The organism is Arthrobacter sp. Y-9 (genome assembly GCF_029690065.1).
Classification (GTDB): Bacteria; Actinomycetota; Actinomycetes; order Actinomycetales; family Micrococcaceae; genus Arthrobacter_E.
This window is the reverse complement of sequence record NZ_CP121463.1, coordinates 3,310,717-3,326,934: the sequence shown is the minus strand read 5'-3', so window position 1 is coordinate 3,326,934 and position 16,218 is coordinate 3,310,717. Positions and strand designations below refer to the sequence as shown.

Here is a 16,218-nt window from a genome sequence, read left to right as displayed (position 1 = left end):
CATGACGACTTCTCCCGTCGACCCGCTGCTCCGGGCGTTCTCCCCGGAGATCCCCGGACCTCCCGAACCTCCGGGACCGCGGGTGAACCAGTGGCCGGGGCGGATCCAGCGGGCCCTCCCCGGGATGGCCCGCGTGCCCGTGCTGTCCCTGGTCCGCACCCTGTTCTGGGGGTCTGAGCTGCACCCCGACCCGGCGACGGGACGCCCGGGCACGATCCGCCGTCGCGCCGTGCCGTCCGCGGGAGCGTGCTATCCGGTCCAGGTCCACCTGGTGTGCGGCGCCGGGTGCGACGTCCCTCCCGGACGTTACGCTTTCGATGCCGAGCAGGGGATCCTGCTGCGCCGCAGCGGTCCTCCGGGAGGGGCCGTCGGCCGGGGTGCCGTCGTCGTGTTCACCGTGCTGCCGCAGCGGACCGCCGCCCGCTACCACCACCGCGCCCTGCCGCTGCTGCTCTCCGACACGGCCTATGCGGCGGCCGCGCTGGCGCATCATGCGGCATGGCACGGGGTGACGGCGGCGCAGGTGCGGTCCGAGCCGGGGACGCTGGCCGCTCTGGCGGATCTGCCCGGGTACGGCGAGTGGAAGGAACAGTGGCCCGCCACCGGGCCGGAACTCGCCCTCGCCGCCGTGTCCCTGGAGGGGTTCTTGCCCGGTGTCGCGACCCCGTCGGCCGGACCCGGGCCGCTGCCCGTTCCCGAGCGCAGGCCGCGTCTGCTGCCGGAGATCGCCGACTGGGCCGCTGCGCATCGCCCCGCCCCCGCAGTGCTGCCGTACCAGGGCCTGCCGGGAACGGGTCCCGCGGCGCTGCGGGAGCGCCGGAGCGCGGCCCTGGACACTGTACCGCCCGACGACGGCGACGGCGCCGCGGCGGAGGCCGCCGTCGCCGCGGTGCGGGACCTCCTGACCACGGCGCGGCGGACGCTGCCCGGGCAGCAGCCCGCGGGATGCCGGATCACCCTCCTGAGCAGGACCGATGATGTGGGCCGGGCCGCCTTGCAGGACCCAGGCCTCGCGGAGCGCGCGGCCTGTCAGCGCTGGCTGTCCACCCTGGACGGGCTGGTCCTGTTCGAGACCGACGGTGTGCCGGACGCGCGGGACGTGTGGTGGGCGGCATCGCTGGCCGCCCACATCCTGTACGCCTCTCTTGCGGACGGCCCCCAGGACGCGGGCCCGCGGCTCGCCTTCCGTCCGGTGAGCGGATGGACCGGCGGCGTCCCGGGCCGCCCGACTCTCCACGGCCTCGGGTTCAGAGGGCGGGGCTTCAGAACCCAGGTCAACAGAACCCAGGGCGCCGGACGATGACCCGCCGACAACACCGTCCCTCCCGGAAAGGACACCGGAATGCTCGTTGACAAGAGGCTCCTGGCGCTGAGCCTGGGGCACCGGGGCCGTCTGACGGCCGTCACCGCGGTCCTCTGCCTGAGCACCATGAGCTACTGGGCGCAGGCCTGGTTCCTCGCTCAGGCGCTCGCGGCTCTGGCCGCGCCGTCGCGGGGCGAGGCGCTCGCGGCGCATCCCGCGATCGCCCCGCTCGGGGCCGTCCTGCTCTGCGGACTGCTCCGCTGCGCGCTCCTCCAGCTGCACAGCCGCCTCGCCGTCTCGCTGGGCGCCGCGGTCCGCCGGGACCTCCGGAAGAACCTGCTGGACCGTCTGTTGCAACCGGACCGCCTGCACGACACCTCCGAACGTACGGGCGCGCGCCGCCTGGCCCTCACGGAAGGGGTGGACGGCGTGGACCTGTACCTGAGCCAGTACATCCCGCACGCCCTGCAACTGCAGATCCTCTGCCCTGTCCTGCTCGTCGGCATCGCCTTCCTGAACCCCTGGCTGGCGCTGGTGCTCGTGGCCGCCGTGCTCGTGGCGGTCGGGGCGCCCCGGCTCTGGGGACGGCTGCTCACACGCCGCGGACGACAGCATTGGGACAGCTATGAGGAACTGAGCGCCGACTTCCTGGAAGCGCTGCAGGGCATGCGCACCCTGAAGATCCTCCACGCGGTCCCCGGTGTCCGGGCCAGGCTGGACGACCGTTCGGACCAGCTCCATCGCGCGACCGTCGCCACCATGCGCGTCTCCCTCGCGGACACCGCCCTCACGGACCTCGGCATCCAGGCCGGGCTGCTCGCCGCAGCAGCGCTGGCCTCCTTCAGCGCTCTCGGAGCCGGGCCGCCGGCGGGCGTCGCGGGGGCCGCCGTCGTGTACTTCATGCTGCTCCTCTCCTCCGAGGTCTTCCGTCCGGTGCGCGACCTCGCCCGTCAGTGGCACGCGGGGTACCTCGGGTTGTCGGCGCTCGGCAGCATCGACGCGGCCGGCGGCGGATCGGTCACGCAGGCGACTTCCGCCGGACCGCCCGACGCCGGGCCCTCGGGGTCCGGCGCACGGCCCGGCCCCGGCGTCACCGCCGTCGCCCCTGTCAGCCCCGCCGGGGGCCGTCTGGTCCTGGACGGGCTCTCCTTCCGCTATTCCGCGGAGGCGCCCTGGGTCCTCCGCGACGCCCAGGCGGAACTCCGCCCCGGGGGCATCACCGCTCTGGCCGGAGCCTCGGGCGCGGGCAAGAGCACCCTCTTCGATCTCCTCCTCGGATTCCTCCCGGCCGCGGAGGGGCGGATCCTCCTGGACGGGAGGCCCCTGCTCCGGAGCGAGCTGGGCGTGGTCTCCCAGCGCAGCTACCTCTTCCCGGGCACCCTCCGGGAGAACCTGACCGCGGTGAATCCCGCGGCCACGGACGAGGACCTGCTCCGCGTCCTGCGGCAGGCCGGTCTCGCCGGAGAGCTGGACACGTGGGCCGACGGGCTGGACACCGTGCTGTCCGAGGCCGGGGGGTCGGTGTCGGGAGGGCAGTTGCAGCGGCTCGCGATCGCCCGCGCACTCCTGGCGGACCGCCCCGTCCTCCTGCTCGACGAGCCCACCTCGGCTCTCAACCCCGAACTGGCCGAGGAGGTCCTCGCGGGGCTGCGGGACCACGCCCGCGAGCGGACGGTCCTGATGATCGCGCACCGGCCCGAGGCGATCGCCGCCGCGGACACGGTGCTCCATCTGTCCGACGCCGCCCTCCACCAGACCACCCGTTCCTCCGAACCGCAAGGAGCCCAGCGATGAGCGCCTCGTCTGATCGCGGGTCGCGCCGCCCGCTCCTCGCCCTGATCCCGCACCTGACCGGCGAATGGCCCGGGATGGTGTGGACCGCCGTCGTCGGGCTCCTGAACAACCTGGCCCTGGTGACGCTCGCGGTGACGGGCTCGACCGTGGTGGCGCTCGCCGTCCTGCGGCACGAACCCGCCGCGCCCGGGTGGTGGCTGGCCGGCGTCTCCGCCGTGGTGCTGCGCGCCGTCCTCACGTGGCACGAGATGGACGTGTCGCACAGCATCGCGTACCGGATCCTCGCCGCCCTGCGGATGGCCCTGTTCGACGGCTTCACCCGCGGGGAGCCGTCCCGTCGACGGGGCCAGCACACCGGGAAGCTCGCGGCCACCGCGATGGGCGATGTCGAGAAGCTGGAGTTCTTCTACGCCCACACGATCGCCCAGCTGGCGGGGGCCGTGGTGCTGCTCGGGCTGGGCTTCGGTCTCCTGGTCGCGCAGGCGCCCGGCGTCGCCCTCTCGCTGCTCGGAGGGACCCTCGCGCTCGGTCTGGTCACGGTTCTGGGCGCCCGGCGCACCACCGCGCTTGGTGAAGCGGTGCAGGATGCCCGGGCGGACGTCTCCGCCACCGTGGTGGATCTGCTCGGCGGAACGCGCGAGATCCTGGGGTTCGGCCTTCAGGACCGCGTGCAGGCCCAGCTCGCGCGGAAGGCCGCAGCAGTGGACGCCGTGCAAGGGCGGCTCGCCGCCGCGCTGGCGCTCGCGGGATCGGTCCGGGAACTCTGTGTGCTCCTGACGGTCGTGTCCGTGTTCCTCGCCGCTCTCGGCCAAGGGACGGATCCCGTGTGGGTACCCGCCCTGGTGGCGGGATCGCTCACGCTGCTCGCCCCGGTCGCCGATGCCGCGGCGACCGTGACCCAGCTCCAGCCGCACCGGGCCAGTGCCCGCCGCGTCCTCGACGGCATCGGCCTGGCATCCGAAGAGCCTCCGCTCACGGAGCCGGTCGGCTTCCACCCGGCCGGGCCGCTGGGGCTCACCGTGCGGGATGTCCGTTTCCGGCACGACGACGGCTCGCCGCCTCTCGGGCCCTTCACCCTGACCGTGCAGCCGGGTGAGCTGCTGGGACTCCGGGGGCGCTCCGGCGCCGGGAAGACCACGCTGGCACGCCTGATCGTGCGCCTGTGGTCCCCGGATTCCGGGGCGATCACCCTCAATGGCACGGACGGAAGCCGTGCCGGGCTTCGGGAAATCCCCGAGCCCGAGTTCCGGAGGATGGTGACGATGGTCGAGCAGGACACCCCGGTCTTCCACGGGACGGTCCTGGACAATCTCCGGCTCGCGGTCCCGGACGTGGACCGCGCGGATGCCGAGGTCATGCTGCGGCGAGTGGGTCTGCCGCTGGAGGGTCCGCGCTGGAGCGGTGGGCTGGACACCGTCCTGGGGGAGCGCGGCACGAGCCTCTCCGGTGGGGAGAGGGCCCGCTTCTGCCTGGCGCGGGCCCTGCTCCTGAAACCGGGGCTGCTGGTGCTCGATGAGACCACCGCCAGCCTGGACGGCCCCTCCGAGGAGGGCGTCCTGGACGTCATCCGCGGTCTGAGGGAGGAGACGACCGTTCTGGTGGTCTCCCACCGGGACAGCACGCTGGCCGTCTGTGACCGGACGGTCACCCTCGAGCCGGCCGCCGTCCGGTAGGAGGTCCGTAGGAGGCCCGGCCCGTCACGACCCGGACCTCCGCCGCTCCCCTCAGCTGAGCGTGACGACGACCTTGCCGCGGACGTGCCCGTCCTCCAGGAGCCGGTACGCGTCGGCGACCTCCTCCACCGGGTGGCTCGCCTCGAGCGGCAGGACGAGGCTCCCTTCGGCGAGACCGGAGGCGATCCGTCCGAGGGCGCCTGGTGTGGCGTCGCCGCCGCCCGTGGCCGTGAAGCCTTCAGGCCCATGGCCGTGGGCGGCGATGGCCGTGATCCGTTCGGCGGGCACGCCGAACGCCTGCGCGACGTCGATCACCTCGGTCCCGTTCAGATCCGCGGCCGCGGTCGGGGTCCCGAGGGCGCGCACCCGCTCCTCCAGCCCCTCGCCGTACACGACGGGGATCGCACCGAGCTCCCGCAGGAACTCGTGGTTCCGCTCGGAGGCCGTGCCGATGACCGTGGCTCCCGCGGCCACTGCGAGCTGGGTGGCCAGCACGCCGACGCCTCCCGCCGCTCCGCCGATCAGGACGGTGTCCCCGGGGCTGAGGTTCAGCTGGTCGATGGCCGCCGCCGCGGTCCGTCCGGCGATGTCCAGGGTCGCCGCGACCTCGTCCGGGAGCCGTTCGGGTGTCCGCTGCAGGGATTCCGGGGTGGTGACGATGAAGTCGGCGATCGCCTCGTGGCGCTTCCCGCCGAAGACGCGGTCCCCGGCGGCCCAGCCGGTCACGCCGTCGCCGAGCTCGTCGATGACGCCCGCAAAGTCGTTGCCCACCCCGGAGCCGGGCGCCCCGCCGAAGGCCTCGGCGACCGGGCCACCGTGGAAGATCTTGAAGTCCACGGGGTTCAGGCCGGCGGCCGTCACGCGGACGCGGACCTCGCCGGGGCCGGGATGCGGCTCCGGAACCTCGACCAGGTCCAGGACCTCGGGTCCACCGAACCGTTCGTACCGTACTGCACGTGCCATGGTGACTCCTCGCTCAGCGATCGACGCGCCGTGGTCCGGCGCTGCGAAGGCGATGCCGCGGGTGGCGGGCCATCGCCGGTGATGTCCCGTGCAACGGGTCCGGCTCCGCGTCCATTCCGGCCGTTTCGGCGCATGACGCCGGATGACGTGCAGCGTCCTCCGGCGCACGGCGAAGCCCCGCAGGAACCGCGGATCGCGGTCCCGGCGGGGCTTCTGAAGGGTCTCCGGAGACGGCTCCCGGTGGAGTTGCCGACGGATGGCTCAGAACGCGTCGGGGTGGAGCCCCTTGGCGATCTCCTGCACGGCCCGGATGTTGCCCCAGGTCCCCGGCATGACCTCATCGGAATCGATCGCCACCAGACGGTTGTCCTTGACGGCGGGCACGTTCGGGAACTTCTGTCGCAGGAAGGCGCGGGTGGCGTCCTCGTGCTCCCTGTTCAGGGTGGTGAAGACGATGACCTCGGGGTTCTTCTGCACCAGGGTCTCCGGGGAGATCACGGCCGAGAAGAAGGAGCTGAACGCCGGGTCCTTGGGGGAGAACACGTTCTCCCCGCCGGCCTGACGGATCATGTCGTATTCGAGGCCCGCGCCGATCGCGGAGACGGTGCTGCCCTCCACGAAGACCTCGAGGACGCGGGGCTTCGCGCGCCCTGAGACGGCCTTCCCGACGTCGTCCAGTGCCTGGCGGGCCTCCTGGCGGACGGTGGCTGCCCGGTCCTTGATCCCGAACAGGCCGCCGAGGTTGTCGATGTCCGTCAGGAGGTCGGTGACCTCGGCGGAGCTGCGCCGCTGAAGGCAGCCTGCGGTGGCGATGTAGGACTCGGCGCCGGCCTTCTTCAGCTGGTCGATGCTCGCGAAGCCCTGTTCCGCCGTGAACTCATACCCCGTGGGGGAGTAGACGAAGTCGGGAGCGACCCCCAGCAGCGACTCGCGCGCCGGAGGAGCCTTCTCGCTGAGCTGACGCACCTTGCCGGGCGCCTTGAGTTCGGCCGGCAGCTCCCGGCCCTTGGTCTGGGCCTCGCCGACCACGGAGTCGGCGAGGCCGAGCTTGACGAGCAGATCGGACTGGCCCGGGGTCATCGTGACCACGCGCTGCGGGACCGCGGTGAGATCCAGCGTCCGTCCGCAATTGGTGACCTTCCCGGCGGGGGTGGCCGGTGTTCCGGAGGCCGGCGCCGGGCCGGCCTGGCTGACGCCCTGGCCGCAGCCGGTCAGTGCCAGCAGGCCCAGAGCCAGGGCGGACGCCTGGATCCTGCGGCTGCGGAAGATCGCCCGTGCCGGGCTGAGAGGGGGATGCGTCATGGTGTTCCTTCATTTTCGGGGGACTGCCCTGGGGCAGAGGACGACGACGGCGCAGCCACCGCGATCAGCGGCCGGCCGGTGAGGGGGTGCCGCAGCCGGCGGGACTCGACCGAGAACGCCTCGCGGATGAGCCCCTCGTCGAGGACGTCGGCGGGAGCTCCTGCCGCGAGGAGCCGGCCCCGGCTGAGGACGGCCACCTGGTCGCAGTGGTCGGCGGCGAGGTTCATGTCGTGCAGCGCGGCGAGCACCGTGAGTCCGCGCCCGGTGACCAGGTGCATCAGTTCGAGCTGGAAGGAGATGTCCAGGTGGTTGGTGGGCTCGTCGAGCACCAGCACCGGGGCCTGCTGCACGAGCGCGCGGGCCAGCAGGACGCGCTGCTTCTCCCCGCCGGAGAGCTCCGCGAAGTTGCGGTGCGCCAGGGCGGAGGCCCCGACGTCGTGCAGGGCTTCATCGGCCAGGGCGCGTTCCTGCGCGGTGTCGGCGCCGAAGCCGCGCTGGTGAGGGACTCTGCCGAGGAGGGTCACTTCGAGCGCTGTGAGGGGGAAGTCGAGGCCACTCTCCTGGGCCATCACGGCGATCCGGCGGGCCGCCTCCCGGGGGCTGAGGCGCTGCACGTCCTCGCCGTCGACGCGGACGGTGCCCGCGCTCGGCCGGTGGACCCGGTACAGCGTGCGGAGCAGCGTCGATTTCCCGCAGCCGTTGGGGCCCAGGATGCCGAGGACCTGGCCGGAGGGGACGTCGAGGCTGATGCCGTGGACGATCTCCCGCCGCCCCAGGGTGACGTGGACGTCGTCGAAGGAGATGTTCACCGGTCCACCCCCGCGGCTCCGGCGCCCTTGCCGCGGAGCAGCCAGAGGAAGAACGGGGCGCCGATCACGGCCGTGAGGATGCCGAGTGGGATCTCCGCGGGTGGCGCGATGGTGCGGGCGAGGAGATCGGCCAGCATCAGGAAGAGCGCTCCGCCGAGGATCGTCACGGGCAGCATCCGCCGGTGGTCGGACCCGACGAGCAGCCGGGCCGCATGGGGGATCACGAGCCCCACGAAGCCGATCCCTCCGCTGACGGCCACCGTCGTCGCGGTCAGCAGTGCGGTGGCGAGCAGCAGGAGGCGGCGCAGGGACCGGACGTCGACGCCGAGCGCCGTGGCCGTCTCATCCCCGGCGAGCAGGGCGTTCAGGGAGCGCGAGCGCAGCAGGGCGAACACCGAGACGGCCGCGAGGCTGAGGGCCGGAAGGATCAGCTGCGGATAGTCGGCGGCGGAGACGCTGCCGAGCAGGAAGAACAGCACGCTGTAGACGTTCTGGGCCTCGGTGGTGATCGTGAGGAAGTTGGTGATGGCGGACAGCAGCGCGCCGAGGGCTACGCCCGCGAGGATGAGCCGGGACGGCGCGATCACGCCGCCCTGCCGCGCCAGCAGGTACACGAGGGCGGTGGTGATGGTGGCGCCGATGAAGGCCGCGGCGTTCAGTCCGAGACCGGCGATGGCGGTGGAACCTGCGACGATCGCCGTCACGGCTCCCACCCCGGCGCCCGCCGACACTCCCAGGATGTACGGCTCGGCCAGAGGGTTGCGGACGTTGGCCTGGAGGAGGGCCCCGGCCAGGGAGAGGCTCGCCCCCGCGATGCCCGCCAGGAGCGCGCGGGGCAGCCGGAAGCTCCACACGGCCTGGTCCTGGGCGGCACTGAGGGAGCCGTCCGTCATCCACGGCATGCCCGGCAGGAGGTGGCCGGTGATGAGCTGGAGGGCCTGCCACGGTGTGGTCGCGAGCGGTCCGGCCGTCGCCGAGAGGACGAGGACCGCGACGATCCCCAGCGCCAGGGCCGGTGCCAGGAGCCGGAGGAGCGCCGAGCGGAGCCGATGACGCCGTGACGCAGAGGGTTGCTCGCGCGCGGCGGGCCGGTCGGGCGCCGTGGGCGTGCCCGACGCCGCGGGGCCGGAGGGCGTCGAAGAGGACGAGGGCGGGGACGTGGCAGGGGCGGGAAGCCGCGTCGGGGACGAGGTGGTGGAGCCGATCACCCTCGCATCTTACTTTAAATGAGAATCATTAGCATTAACGAAGCCGACGAAGCCCTGGGAGAGGCGTGCGGGGTGAGAGGACGGGGTGACCCTACTGCGGCAGCGGGGTGGAGAAGGCGCCCAGCTCGGAGAGGAGGTCGGTCAGGCGGGCCAGGCCGCCGTCGTCGTCCGAGCCGCCGACCTCTTCGCGAGCTGCGGGCGAGGTGAACATGGCGATGGCCTCGAGGCGGCAGCCGCCGCCGGGCAGTTCGAGGAAGTCGAGGACTTCGAGGACGGGGCCGTGCGAGTCGGCCTCCGCCTCCACCGTCTGCACGATGCGCCACGGCTCGGAGACCTCGTGGAAGGAGCCGTAGAAGGTCCAGTCGTCACCGCCGGCGCCCACGGAGTAGCTCCAGGATCCGCCCGTGCGGGCATCCCAGCGGCGGAACCGCAGCTCGACACCCTCCGGCACCAGCCAGCGGGCCAGCCAGAGCGGGTCGGTGTGCGCGCGGAACACGGTCTCGACGGGCGCGTCGAACTCCCAGACCCTGTTGATGCCACGCAGGCCCTGCCATTCTTCGAGCTGCCGGATGCTCTCCACCTGTTCGTCCTCCTTGTTCTCCTGGAAGTCTGCGGCGGCCGTCATCCAAGGTCAACGAGAGCACTCATCGCGCGGCACAATTCGTCACCGGCGTTCATCCCGGGTCATGCGGCGCAATCCGGGGAATGGTTGACTGGAGTGATGATCCGCGCCATGGCCCCCGCCGATTTCCGTGCCGTCCAGGACCTGGAACGTGCCGCCGGAGAGCTCTTCCGGCAGGCCGGGATGGCCTCGATCGCCGACGACGAACCCTTCAGTGACGCCGAACTGGCCGCCTTCGCGGCGTCCGGCTGGGCGTGGGTGCTGACCGTGCCGGTCGGCGGCTCGGCGCTGGTCCCCGGCGCGGAGGACGCCGCCTCGGACGCCGCCTCGGATCCCGCCACCGAGGTGGCGGGCTACGCCGTCGGCGAGGTGGTGGACGGGGCCGCACACCTGGAACAGCTCAGCGTCGACCCGCGGCACGGCCGGCAGGGACTGGGCGCGAGGCTTCTGGAGCACTTCCGTGCCGAGGCCCGGGATCGCGGGATGCGCCGAGTGACCCTGACGACCTTCAGCGAGATCCCCTGGAACGCGGCCTACTACGCCCGGCTCGGATTCGACGTGCTGCCGCAGGCGGAGTGGGGGCCGGAGCTTCGCGCCAAAGTCGCCGAGGAGGCCGCCCACGGCCTGGACCGCTGGCCGCGCGTGGCCATGGCGGCGGAGCTGTAGGGCGGGATGCCGGCCGCGGGCGCGGACCCCGCCCCCTAGGCCCCGCGGCCCCGCCTACTCGATGCCGGCGAACAGCCGGTTCAGCTCCTCGGTGAGTTCCGCGGCCACGGCCGGGTCGGAGCCGATGGTCTTGCCGTCGAGGTGCTTCACCGGTGCGATCAGCCGGATCGAGGAGATCAGCCACACGGCGTCGGCGTCGAACAGGTCCTCCGGCTCGAGCGGCCCGTAGCCGAGTTCCCAGCCCGCCTCCTTCGCCGCGGTGAACAGGGCGCCCTGCGAGGTGCCCGGGAGGATCCCGGAGTCCAGCTGCGGCGTGACGAGGCGCTTGGTGACCGAGCCGTCGTCGTTCACGTCGCGGTGCGCGAGCAGCACGGTGGACGTCGGGCCTTCGAGCACCCGGCCATCCGCGGACGTGAAGATCACGTCATCCGCGCCGAGCGAGTGCGCGTGCCGCAGCGCCGCCATGTTCACGGCGTAGCTGAGGGTCTTCGCTCCGAGCAGGAGCCACGGGGCGCGCTCGGCCAGATCGCTGTCGTAACCGCGGTCCAGCAGCACGACATCGATCCCCTCCACGCGCTGCTTCTTCCCCAGGGCGGGGGCCGGGCTGGCCTGCACCCACTCGGTGGGGGCGTCCGCACCCTCCACACCGCGCGTGACCAGCAGCTTCACCACGAATTCGTCCACGCCGGGGTGCGATTCGAGGTACTCGTCCACGGCCGTGCCGATCGCCGCGCGCCACACGTCCGCATCGCTGATCGTGAGGTCCAGTGCCGCAGCGGACCCGGCCAGGCGGGCGAGGTGCGCGGGAAGCTTGCGGAGCTTGCCGTCGAGCACCAGGAGCGATTCGAAGACGCCGTCACCACGGGTCGCGCCCAGGTCCGTGGCCATCAGCTGGGGCACGGAGGCATCCGCCACGCGGCCCTGCGGGAAGGCGGGATCGAGGAACACGAGCACGGTGCTGGGGGACGTCGAAGTCATGGGTCCAGCTTAGAGCCGCATCCCCCGGCAGGCCGCGCGCGTCCCGTTGGTGTCCGCTCAGTGTTGCGTGCTCAGTTGTTGCGGGTATTCCGGCCGAACACCCGCAACAACTGAGCACGCAACGTGGACGGAGGCGAGCTTCGCGCAGGGCCGCGCGGGGGACGCCCGCCCTGGAAACGCCCGGGGGCGGATATTCTCAGGGGAGACCGTGGCCGCCCGGAATCATCCGGGACGGGACCACGAACACGACAAGGGGGAGATGCATGCTGCCGTTCAGCCTGCCGGATAACTGGAGCTGGCTGCTCTCCGTCTGGTTGGTCGTCGACATCGTGCTGCGTGTGGTGCTGCTCGGGGTCGTGCCGGGGAACCGCCGGCCGAACACGGCCATGGCCTGGCTCCTGGCGATCTTCCTGGTCCCGTCCGTGGGCCTGCTCCTGTTCCTCCTCTTCGGCACGTTCCGGCTCAGTGGGCGTCGCGTCCGTAAGCTCGAGGACGTCAACCGCCGCGTGCGGGACTCCAGCACCCTCGTGGCGGCCGCCCCGGAAGTGGTGCACCTGCCGCCGTGGCTCGCGTCCGCCGTCGAGCTCAACCGGAACCTGGGGGCCCAGCCGCTCACGGCGGGCAACCGCGTGCAGCTCATCCCGGGCTATCAGGAGTCCCTGGACGCCATGACCGACGCCGTCCGTCAGGCCCGGGACTACGTGAATGTCGAGTTCTACATCATGGCCTATGACGAGGTCACCAAACCCCTCTTCACCGCGCTGGAAGAAGCGGCCGAACGCGGGGTCGAGGTCCGGCTCCTGTTCGACCACATCGGCACCCTGCGCGTGCGCGGCTACCGCCGCCTGCTGAAGATGCTGCGGGGTTCGCAGATCCGCTGGCAGCGCATGCTCCCGCTCCTGCCGCTGGCCGGTCAGTGGCGCCGCCCGGACCTGCGCAATCACCGCAAGATCATGGTGGTCGACGGCGAGGTCGCGTTCACCGGGTCGCAGAACCTCACGGAGCCCTCCTACAACAATCCCAAGCACCGCAAGGCGGGACGGCACTGGGTGGAACTCATGGCCCGGGTGGAGGGTCCCGTGGTGGCAGGGCTCAACGTCGTGTTCGCCACGGACTGGCTGAGCGAGACGGACGAGTCCCTCGAAGCACAGATGCGGTTCCCGGAGCCGGTCCAGGGCGACATCCCGGCGCAGGTGGTGCCGAGCGGCCCGGGCTTCTCCCAGGAGAACAACCTCCGGCTCTTCAACGCGCTCATCTACTCGGCGCAGGAGCGGATCTCCATCTGCAGCCCGTACTTCGTCCCGGACGACTCCCTCCTGTACGCGATCACGACGGCCGTGCAGCGCGGCGTCAAGGTGGACCTGTTCGTCTCCGAGCAGGGCGATCAGTTCCTGGTGCATCACGCCCAGCGGTCCTACTACCAGGCGCTCCTGGAGGCCGGGGTGCGCATCTTCCTTTACCGGGCCCCTGCGGTCCTGCATGCGAAGCACTTCACGGTGGATGACGAGGTGGCGGTGCTCGGATCCAGCAACATGGACATGCGGTCCTTCTCGCTGAACTTCGAGGTCTCGCTCATGATGGTGGGCCCGGAGATCGTGGCGGCGCTGCGCGAGGTGCAGGAGGAGTACCGGAGGAAGTCGCGCGAGCTGTCGCCCGAGGAGTGGCAGGAGCGGTCCGTGCTCTCGAAGTACGTGGACAACGTGTGCCGGCTCTCCGCAGCGCTGCAGTAGCTCCGGCGCTCCGACCCACGGTTTTGTGGTTGACCCACTGAAATGTCCGTGGGTGGACCACGAAAGCGTGGGCGACGCCGGCTGACCCGGACGGCGCCGGGCCGGGAGCGGTCAGCGGGAGGCGGCGCCGTCGTCGTCCGTCGCGGGGTCCGGCGCCGGCGTGTAGACGATCAGCTTCAGCGCCGGGGCGTCCGCGAGCGTGAGCTGGTGGTGCTCGTAGGTGACGGTGCTGCCGTCGAGGTGGTTGAAGCTGCGGGTCCGGGGCGTGAACCCGCGGATGCCGTGCGCCTCCCACTGGGCGCGGAACTCCGGGCTCGACTGCAGGAGCCCCGCCACCAGACTGGCCTTCCGGGCATCCTCGATCCGTGACCCCGTCTCGGCCCGGAACTCGGCGAGGAACTGCGCGCTCGTCTGGTCCCAGTCGGGCAGCAGGGCCCGCACGGCCGGATCCGTGAAGACGAGCCGCAGCAGATTCCGGTCCGGTCCGGAGACCTCCAGGACACGCGGGAACAGGGCACTGTAGGCGTCGTTCCAGGCCACGATGTCCCAATTGCCCTCGAGCGCCAGGGCCGGGTTCGGGTCGATCGCGTCGAGGAGCCGCTGCACGTGCGCGGTCGTCTCCGCGGTGCCGAGGCTGGGCGCAGGAGCGGCATAGCCGAAGGGGGTGAACAGGTAGCGTTCCTCCGCGGGATCCAGCCGGAGCACCGTCGCCAGCGAGGTGAGCACCTCCCGCGACGGGTTGACCTTCCGGCCCTGCTCCAGCCACGTGTACCAGGTCACCGAGATGGCGGAGAGGAACGCGACCTCCTCGCGCCGCAGCCCGACGTCCTTGCCGCGCCCGGCCTGCGGGAGGCCGTAATCGCTGCGCACCGCACGACGACGCCGCGCGGCCAGGAATCCGCCGAGTTCCTTCCGCCAGGCTTCGGCTTCGGTCATGGTGGTCGCCTTTCGGTGGGTCGGCCGGCTCCCGGCTGAGCTTCCTGGTCGAGACAGTGAGTTTCCGCCGAAGCAGTGAGCAGAAGACACTGTTTCGGCGGAAACTCACTGTCTCAGCGGGGTAGAGCCGCGAGGGCCGGTCCGCGAGTTTGGGTCCGTGAGGTTGGCGGCAGGGAGCCCGCTGCCGGTTCGCCGCAGCCTCAGCCATCGAGTACTGATTCTAGTACTCCCACTACCAGAAGCAGCGCCGTCTTGGTGCTGGTCGTTCCAGACGGAAGACTGGGACCATGCCTGCATATCGTTCCCGCACTGTCACCCACGGCCGCAACATGGCCGGCGCCCGCGCACTGCTGCGTGCCTCCGGCGTCGCCAACTCGGACATTGGCAAGCCGATCATCGCCGTGGCGAACTCCTTCACCGAATTCGTCCCCGGCCACACCCACCTCGCGCCGGTGGGCCGGATCGTCTCCGAAGCCATCCACGCCGCGGGCGCCGTCGCCCGTGAGTTCAACACCATCGCCGTGGATGACGGTATCGCCATGGGCCACGGCGGCATGCTGTACTCGCTCCCGTCCCGCGACCTCATCGCCGACTCGGTGGAGTACATGGTCAACGCGCACTGCGCCGACGCCCTGGTCTGCATCTCCAACTGCGACAAGATCACCCCCGGCATGCTTATGGCCGCCCTGCGCCTGAACATCCCCACGGTGTTCGTCTCCGGTGGCCCTATGGAGGCCGGCCGCGTGACTCTGACCGACGGTTCGGTGCGCTCGCTGGACCTGGTCAACGCGATCGCGGACGCCGTGGACGAGTCCATCTCGGACGAGGACATCAACCTCATCGAAGAGAACGCGTGTCCCACCTGCGGCTCCTGCTCCGGCATGTTCACGGCCAACTCGATGAACTGCCTGACCGAGGCGATCGGCCTCTCCTTGCCGGGCAACGGCTCCGTGCTCGCCACGCACACCGCCCGCAAGGCCCTCTACGAGAAGGCCGGCGCCACGGTGGTGGACCTGGTCAAGCGCTACTACGACGGCGACGACGCCTCCGTGCTGCCCCGCTCCATCGCGACGGCCAAGGCCTTCGACAACGCCATGGCCCTCGACATCTCCATGGGCGGCTCCACCAACACGATCCTGCACCTGCTCGCCGCCGCCCAGGAGGCCGGCGTCGACTACGGGCTGGCCGAGATGGACGCCAAGTCCCGCCAGGTGCCCTGCCTGGCCAAGGTGGCGCCGAACGTCGCCAAGGACAAGACCTACTACATGGAGGACGTGCACCGCGCCGGCGGCATCCCCGCCCTGCTCGGGGAGCTGAACCGCGGCGGCCTGCTCCACCAGGACGTCCACTCGGTGCACTCCACGGACCTCAACGGCTGGCTGGACGACTGGGACATCCGCGGTGGCAAGGCCACCCAGGAGGCCCAGGACCTTTGGCACGCCGCCCCCGGCGGCGTCCGCTCCTCCACGGCGTTCTCCCAGTCGAACGTCTGGACCTCCCTGGACACCGACGCCGAGGGCGGCTGCATCCGCGCCGTCGAGCACGCGTACTCCAAGGACGGCGGCCTGGCCGTGCTGCGCGGCAACATCGCCGTCGACGGCGCCGTGGTGAAGACCGCGGGCGTGGACGAGTCGATCTGGACCTTCGAGGGGCCCGCCGTGGTCTGCGAATCCCAGGACGAGGCCGTGGAGAAAATCCTCAACAAGACCGTCAAGGAGGGCGACGTGGTGGTCATCCGCTACGAAGGCCCCAAGGGCGGTCCGGGCATGCAGGAGATGCTGTACCCCACGTCGTTCCTCAAGGGCCGTGGCCTCGGCAAGAAGTGCGCCCTGATCACGGACGGCCGCTTCTCCGGCGGCACCTCGGGGCTCTCGATCGGCCACATCTCGCCGGAGGCCGCCTCCGGCGGCACCATCGCCCTCGTGGAGGACGGCGACCGCATCCGCATCGACATCCCCACCCGCTCCCTGGAGCTGCTGGTGGACCCGGCCGAGCTGGAAGCCCGTCGCGACCGCCTCGAGGCCACGACCGGCTACCACCCGGTGGGCCGTGAACGTCAGGTCTCCGCCGCGCTGCGGGCCTACGCGGCCATGGCGACCTCCGCGGACAAGGGTGCCGTGCGCGACGTCGACGCCCTGTACCGCATGACCTCGCCTCAGCCGGTGGCGCAGTAGTCTCACACCCCTCAGGGCCGGTCGCCCGGCTCCCGAGGTGCTGAGTCCGCTCTGAAGTCC

13 protein-coding genes are annotated in these 16,218 nt (G+C 71.6%); 6 read left to right on the top strand and 7 right to left on the bottom strand.

Annotation, left to right across the window (positions count from 1 at the left end):
• Position 1: 1 nt before the first annotated feature.
• The 3 genes from P9849_RS15100 to P9849_RS15090 are packed head-to-tail and all read left to right on the top strand — an operon-like array spanning position 2 to position 4,770.
• Entirely contained in the window at positions 2 to 1,303 is a 1,302-nt protein-coding gene (locus P9849_RS15100; RefSeq protein ID WP_278267534.1) for a hypothetical protein, read from the top strand.
• A 39-nt stretch (positions 1,304 to 1,342) separates the two neighbouring features.
• The gene (locus tag P9849_RS15095) at positions 1,343 to 3,097 is read left to right on the top strand and encodes an ATP-binding cassette domain-containing protein (protein WP_278267533.1); all 1,755 of its coding nucleotides are present in this window, start codon (positions 1,343 to 1,345) and stop codon (positions 3,095 to 3,097) included.
• The gene (locus P9849_RS15090) at positions 3,094 to 4,770 is read left to right on the top strand and encodes an ABC transporter ATP-binding protein (protein WP_278267532.1); all 1,677 of its coding nucleotides are present in this window, start codon (positions 3,094 to 3,096) and stop codon (positions 4,768 to 4,770) included. The genes P9849_RS15095 and P9849_RS15090 overlap by 4 nt, the downstream gene beginning before the upstream one ends.
• A 51-nt stretch (positions 4,771 to 4,821) precedes the next feature.
• Here the strand turns inward: P9849_RS15090 and P9849_RS15085 are convergent, their stop codons facing one another.
• The 5 genes from P9849_RS15085 to P9849_RS15065 all read right to left on the bottom strand — a co-directional run bounded on the left by P9849_RS15085 (position 4,822) and on the right by P9849_RS15065 (position 9,677).
• Positions 4,822 to 5,733, bottom strand: coding sequence for an NADP-dependent oxidoreductase (locus tag P9849_RS15085; RefSeq protein WP_278267531.1), 912 nt, complete (start codon positions 5,731 to 5,733; stop codon positions 4,822 to 4,824).
• Between the two features lie 261 nt (positions 5,734 to 5,994).
• The gene (locus P9849_RS15080) at positions 5,995 to 7,035 is read right to left on the bottom strand and encodes an ABC transporter substrate-binding protein (protein ID WP_278267529.1); all 1,041 of its coding nucleotides are present in this window, start codon (positions 7,033 to 7,035) and stop codon (positions 5,995 to 5,997) included.
• The gene (locus tag P9849_RS15075) at positions 7,032 to 7,844 is read right to left on the bottom strand and encodes an ABC transporter ATP-binding protein (RefSeq protein WP_278267528.1); all 813 of its coding nucleotides are present in this window, start codon (positions 7,842 to 7,844) and stop codon (positions 7,032 to 7,034) included. Before P9849_RS15075 ends, P9849_RS15080 begins: the two co-directional genes overlap by 4 nt.
• Positions 7,841 to 9,052, bottom strand: a complete 1,212-nt coding sequence (locus tag P9849_RS15070) for an iron ABC transporter permease (RefSeq protein WP_278267527.1) — start codon at positions 9,050 to 9,052, stop codon at positions 7,841 to 7,843. Before P9849_RS15070 ends, P9849_RS15075 begins: the two co-directional genes overlap by 4 nt.
• A 91-nt stretch (positions 9,053 to 9,143) precedes the next feature.
• Positions 9,144 to 9,677, bottom strand: a complete 534-nt coding sequence (locus P9849_RS15065) for an SRPBCC domain-containing protein (protein WP_107004254.1) — start codon at positions 9,675 to 9,677, stop codon at positions 9,144 to 9,146.
• Positions 9,678 to 9,773: 96 nt separating this feature from the next.
• Between P9849_RS15065 and P9849_RS15060 the strand changes: the two genes are divergently transcribed.
• Positions 9,774 to 10,340: a GNAT family N-acetyltransferase gene (locus P9849_RS15060; RefSeq protein ID WP_278267526.1), complete on the top strand. Its 567-nt coding sequence runs from the start codon at positions 9,774 to 9,776 to the stop codon at positions 10,338 to 10,340.
• A gap of 54 nt (positions 10,341 to 10,394) precedes the next feature.
• On the opposite strand, the gene P9849_RS15055 is transcribed toward P9849_RS15060, so the two are convergent.
• Positions 10,395 to 11,318 carry an aminodeoxychorismate lyase gene (locus P9849_RS15055; RefSeq protein WP_278267525.1) on the bottom strand — a complete coding sequence of 308 codons (924 nt, stop codon included), beginning with the start codon at positions 11,316 to 11,318 and terminating at the stop codon, positions 10,395 to 10,397.
• A gap of 263 nt (positions 11,319 to 11,581) precedes the next feature.
• Between P9849_RS15055 and cls the strand changes: the two genes are divergently transcribed.
• Positions 11,582 to 13,048: a cardiolipin synthase gene (gene cls, locus P9849_RS15050; RefSeq protein WP_278267524.1), complete on the top strand. Its 1,467-nt coding sequence runs from the start codon at positions 11,582 to 11,584 to the stop codon at positions 13,046 to 13,048.
• A 111-nt stretch (positions 13,049 to 13,159) separates the two neighbouring features.
• Here cls and P9849_RS15045 read toward each other — a convergent pair whose 3' ends face one another.
• Entirely contained in the window at positions 13,160 to 13,984 is an 825-nt protein-coding gene (locus tag P9849_RS15045) for a helix-turn-helix transcriptional regulator (RefSeq protein ID WP_278267523.1), read from the bottom strand.
• A gap of 287 nt (positions 13,985 to 14,271) precedes the next feature.
• On the opposite strand from P9849_RS15045, the gene ilvD reads away from it, so the two are divergent.
• A complete protein-coding gene (gene ilvD / locus P9849_RS15040) occupies positions 14,272 to 16,158 on the top strand; it encodes a dihydroxy-acid dehydratase (RefSeq protein ID WP_208187063.1) in 1,887 nt (628 codons plus the stop codon).
• The last annotated feature ends 60 nt before the right edge of the window (positions 16,159 to 16,218 follow it).

Coding starts and splice junctions, on each gene's coding strand:
- P9849_RS15100 (WP_278267534.1), top strand. CDS start 2: ATGACGACTTCTCCCGTCGACCCGCTGCTCCGGGCGTTCTCCCCGGAG.
- P9849_RS15095 (WP_278267533.1), top strand. CDS start 1,343: ATGCTCGTTGACAAGAGGCTCCTGGCGCTGAGCCTGGGGCACCGGGGC.
- P9849_RS15090 (WP_278267532.1), top strand. CDS start 3,094: ATGAGCGCCTCGTCTGATCGCGGGTCGCGCCGCCCGCTCCTCGCCCTG.
- P9849_RS15085 (WP_278267531.1), bottom strand. CDS start 5,733: ATGGCACGTGCAGTACGGTACGAACGGTTCGGTGGACCCGAGGTCCTG.
- P9849_RS15080 (WP_278267529.1), bottom strand. CDS start 7,035: ATGACGCATCCCCCTCTCAGCCCGGCACGGGCGATCTTCCGCAGCCGC.
- P9849_RS15065 (WP_107004254.1), bottom strand. CDS start 9,677: ATGACGGCCGCCGCAGACTTCCAGGAGAACAAGGAGGACGAACAGGTG.
- P9849_RS15060 (WP_278267526.1), top strand. CDS start 9,774: ATGATCCGCGCCATGGCCCCCGCCGATTTCCGTGCCGTCCAGGACCTG.
- P9849_RS15055 (WP_278267525.1), bottom strand. CDS start 11,318: ATGACTTCGACGTCCCCCAGCACCGTGCTCGTGTTCCTCGATCCCGCC.
- cls (WP_278267524.1), top strand. CDS start 11,582: ATGCTGCCGTTCAGCCTGCCGGATAACTGGAGCTGGCTGCTCTCCGTC.
- P9849_RS15045 (WP_278267523.1), bottom strand. CDS start 13,984: ATGACCGAAGCCGAAGCCTGGCGGAAGGAACTCGGCGGATTCCTGGCC.
- ilvD (WP_208187063.1), top strand. CDS start 14,272: ATGCCTGCATATCGTTCCCGCACTGTCACCCACGGCCGCAACATGGCC.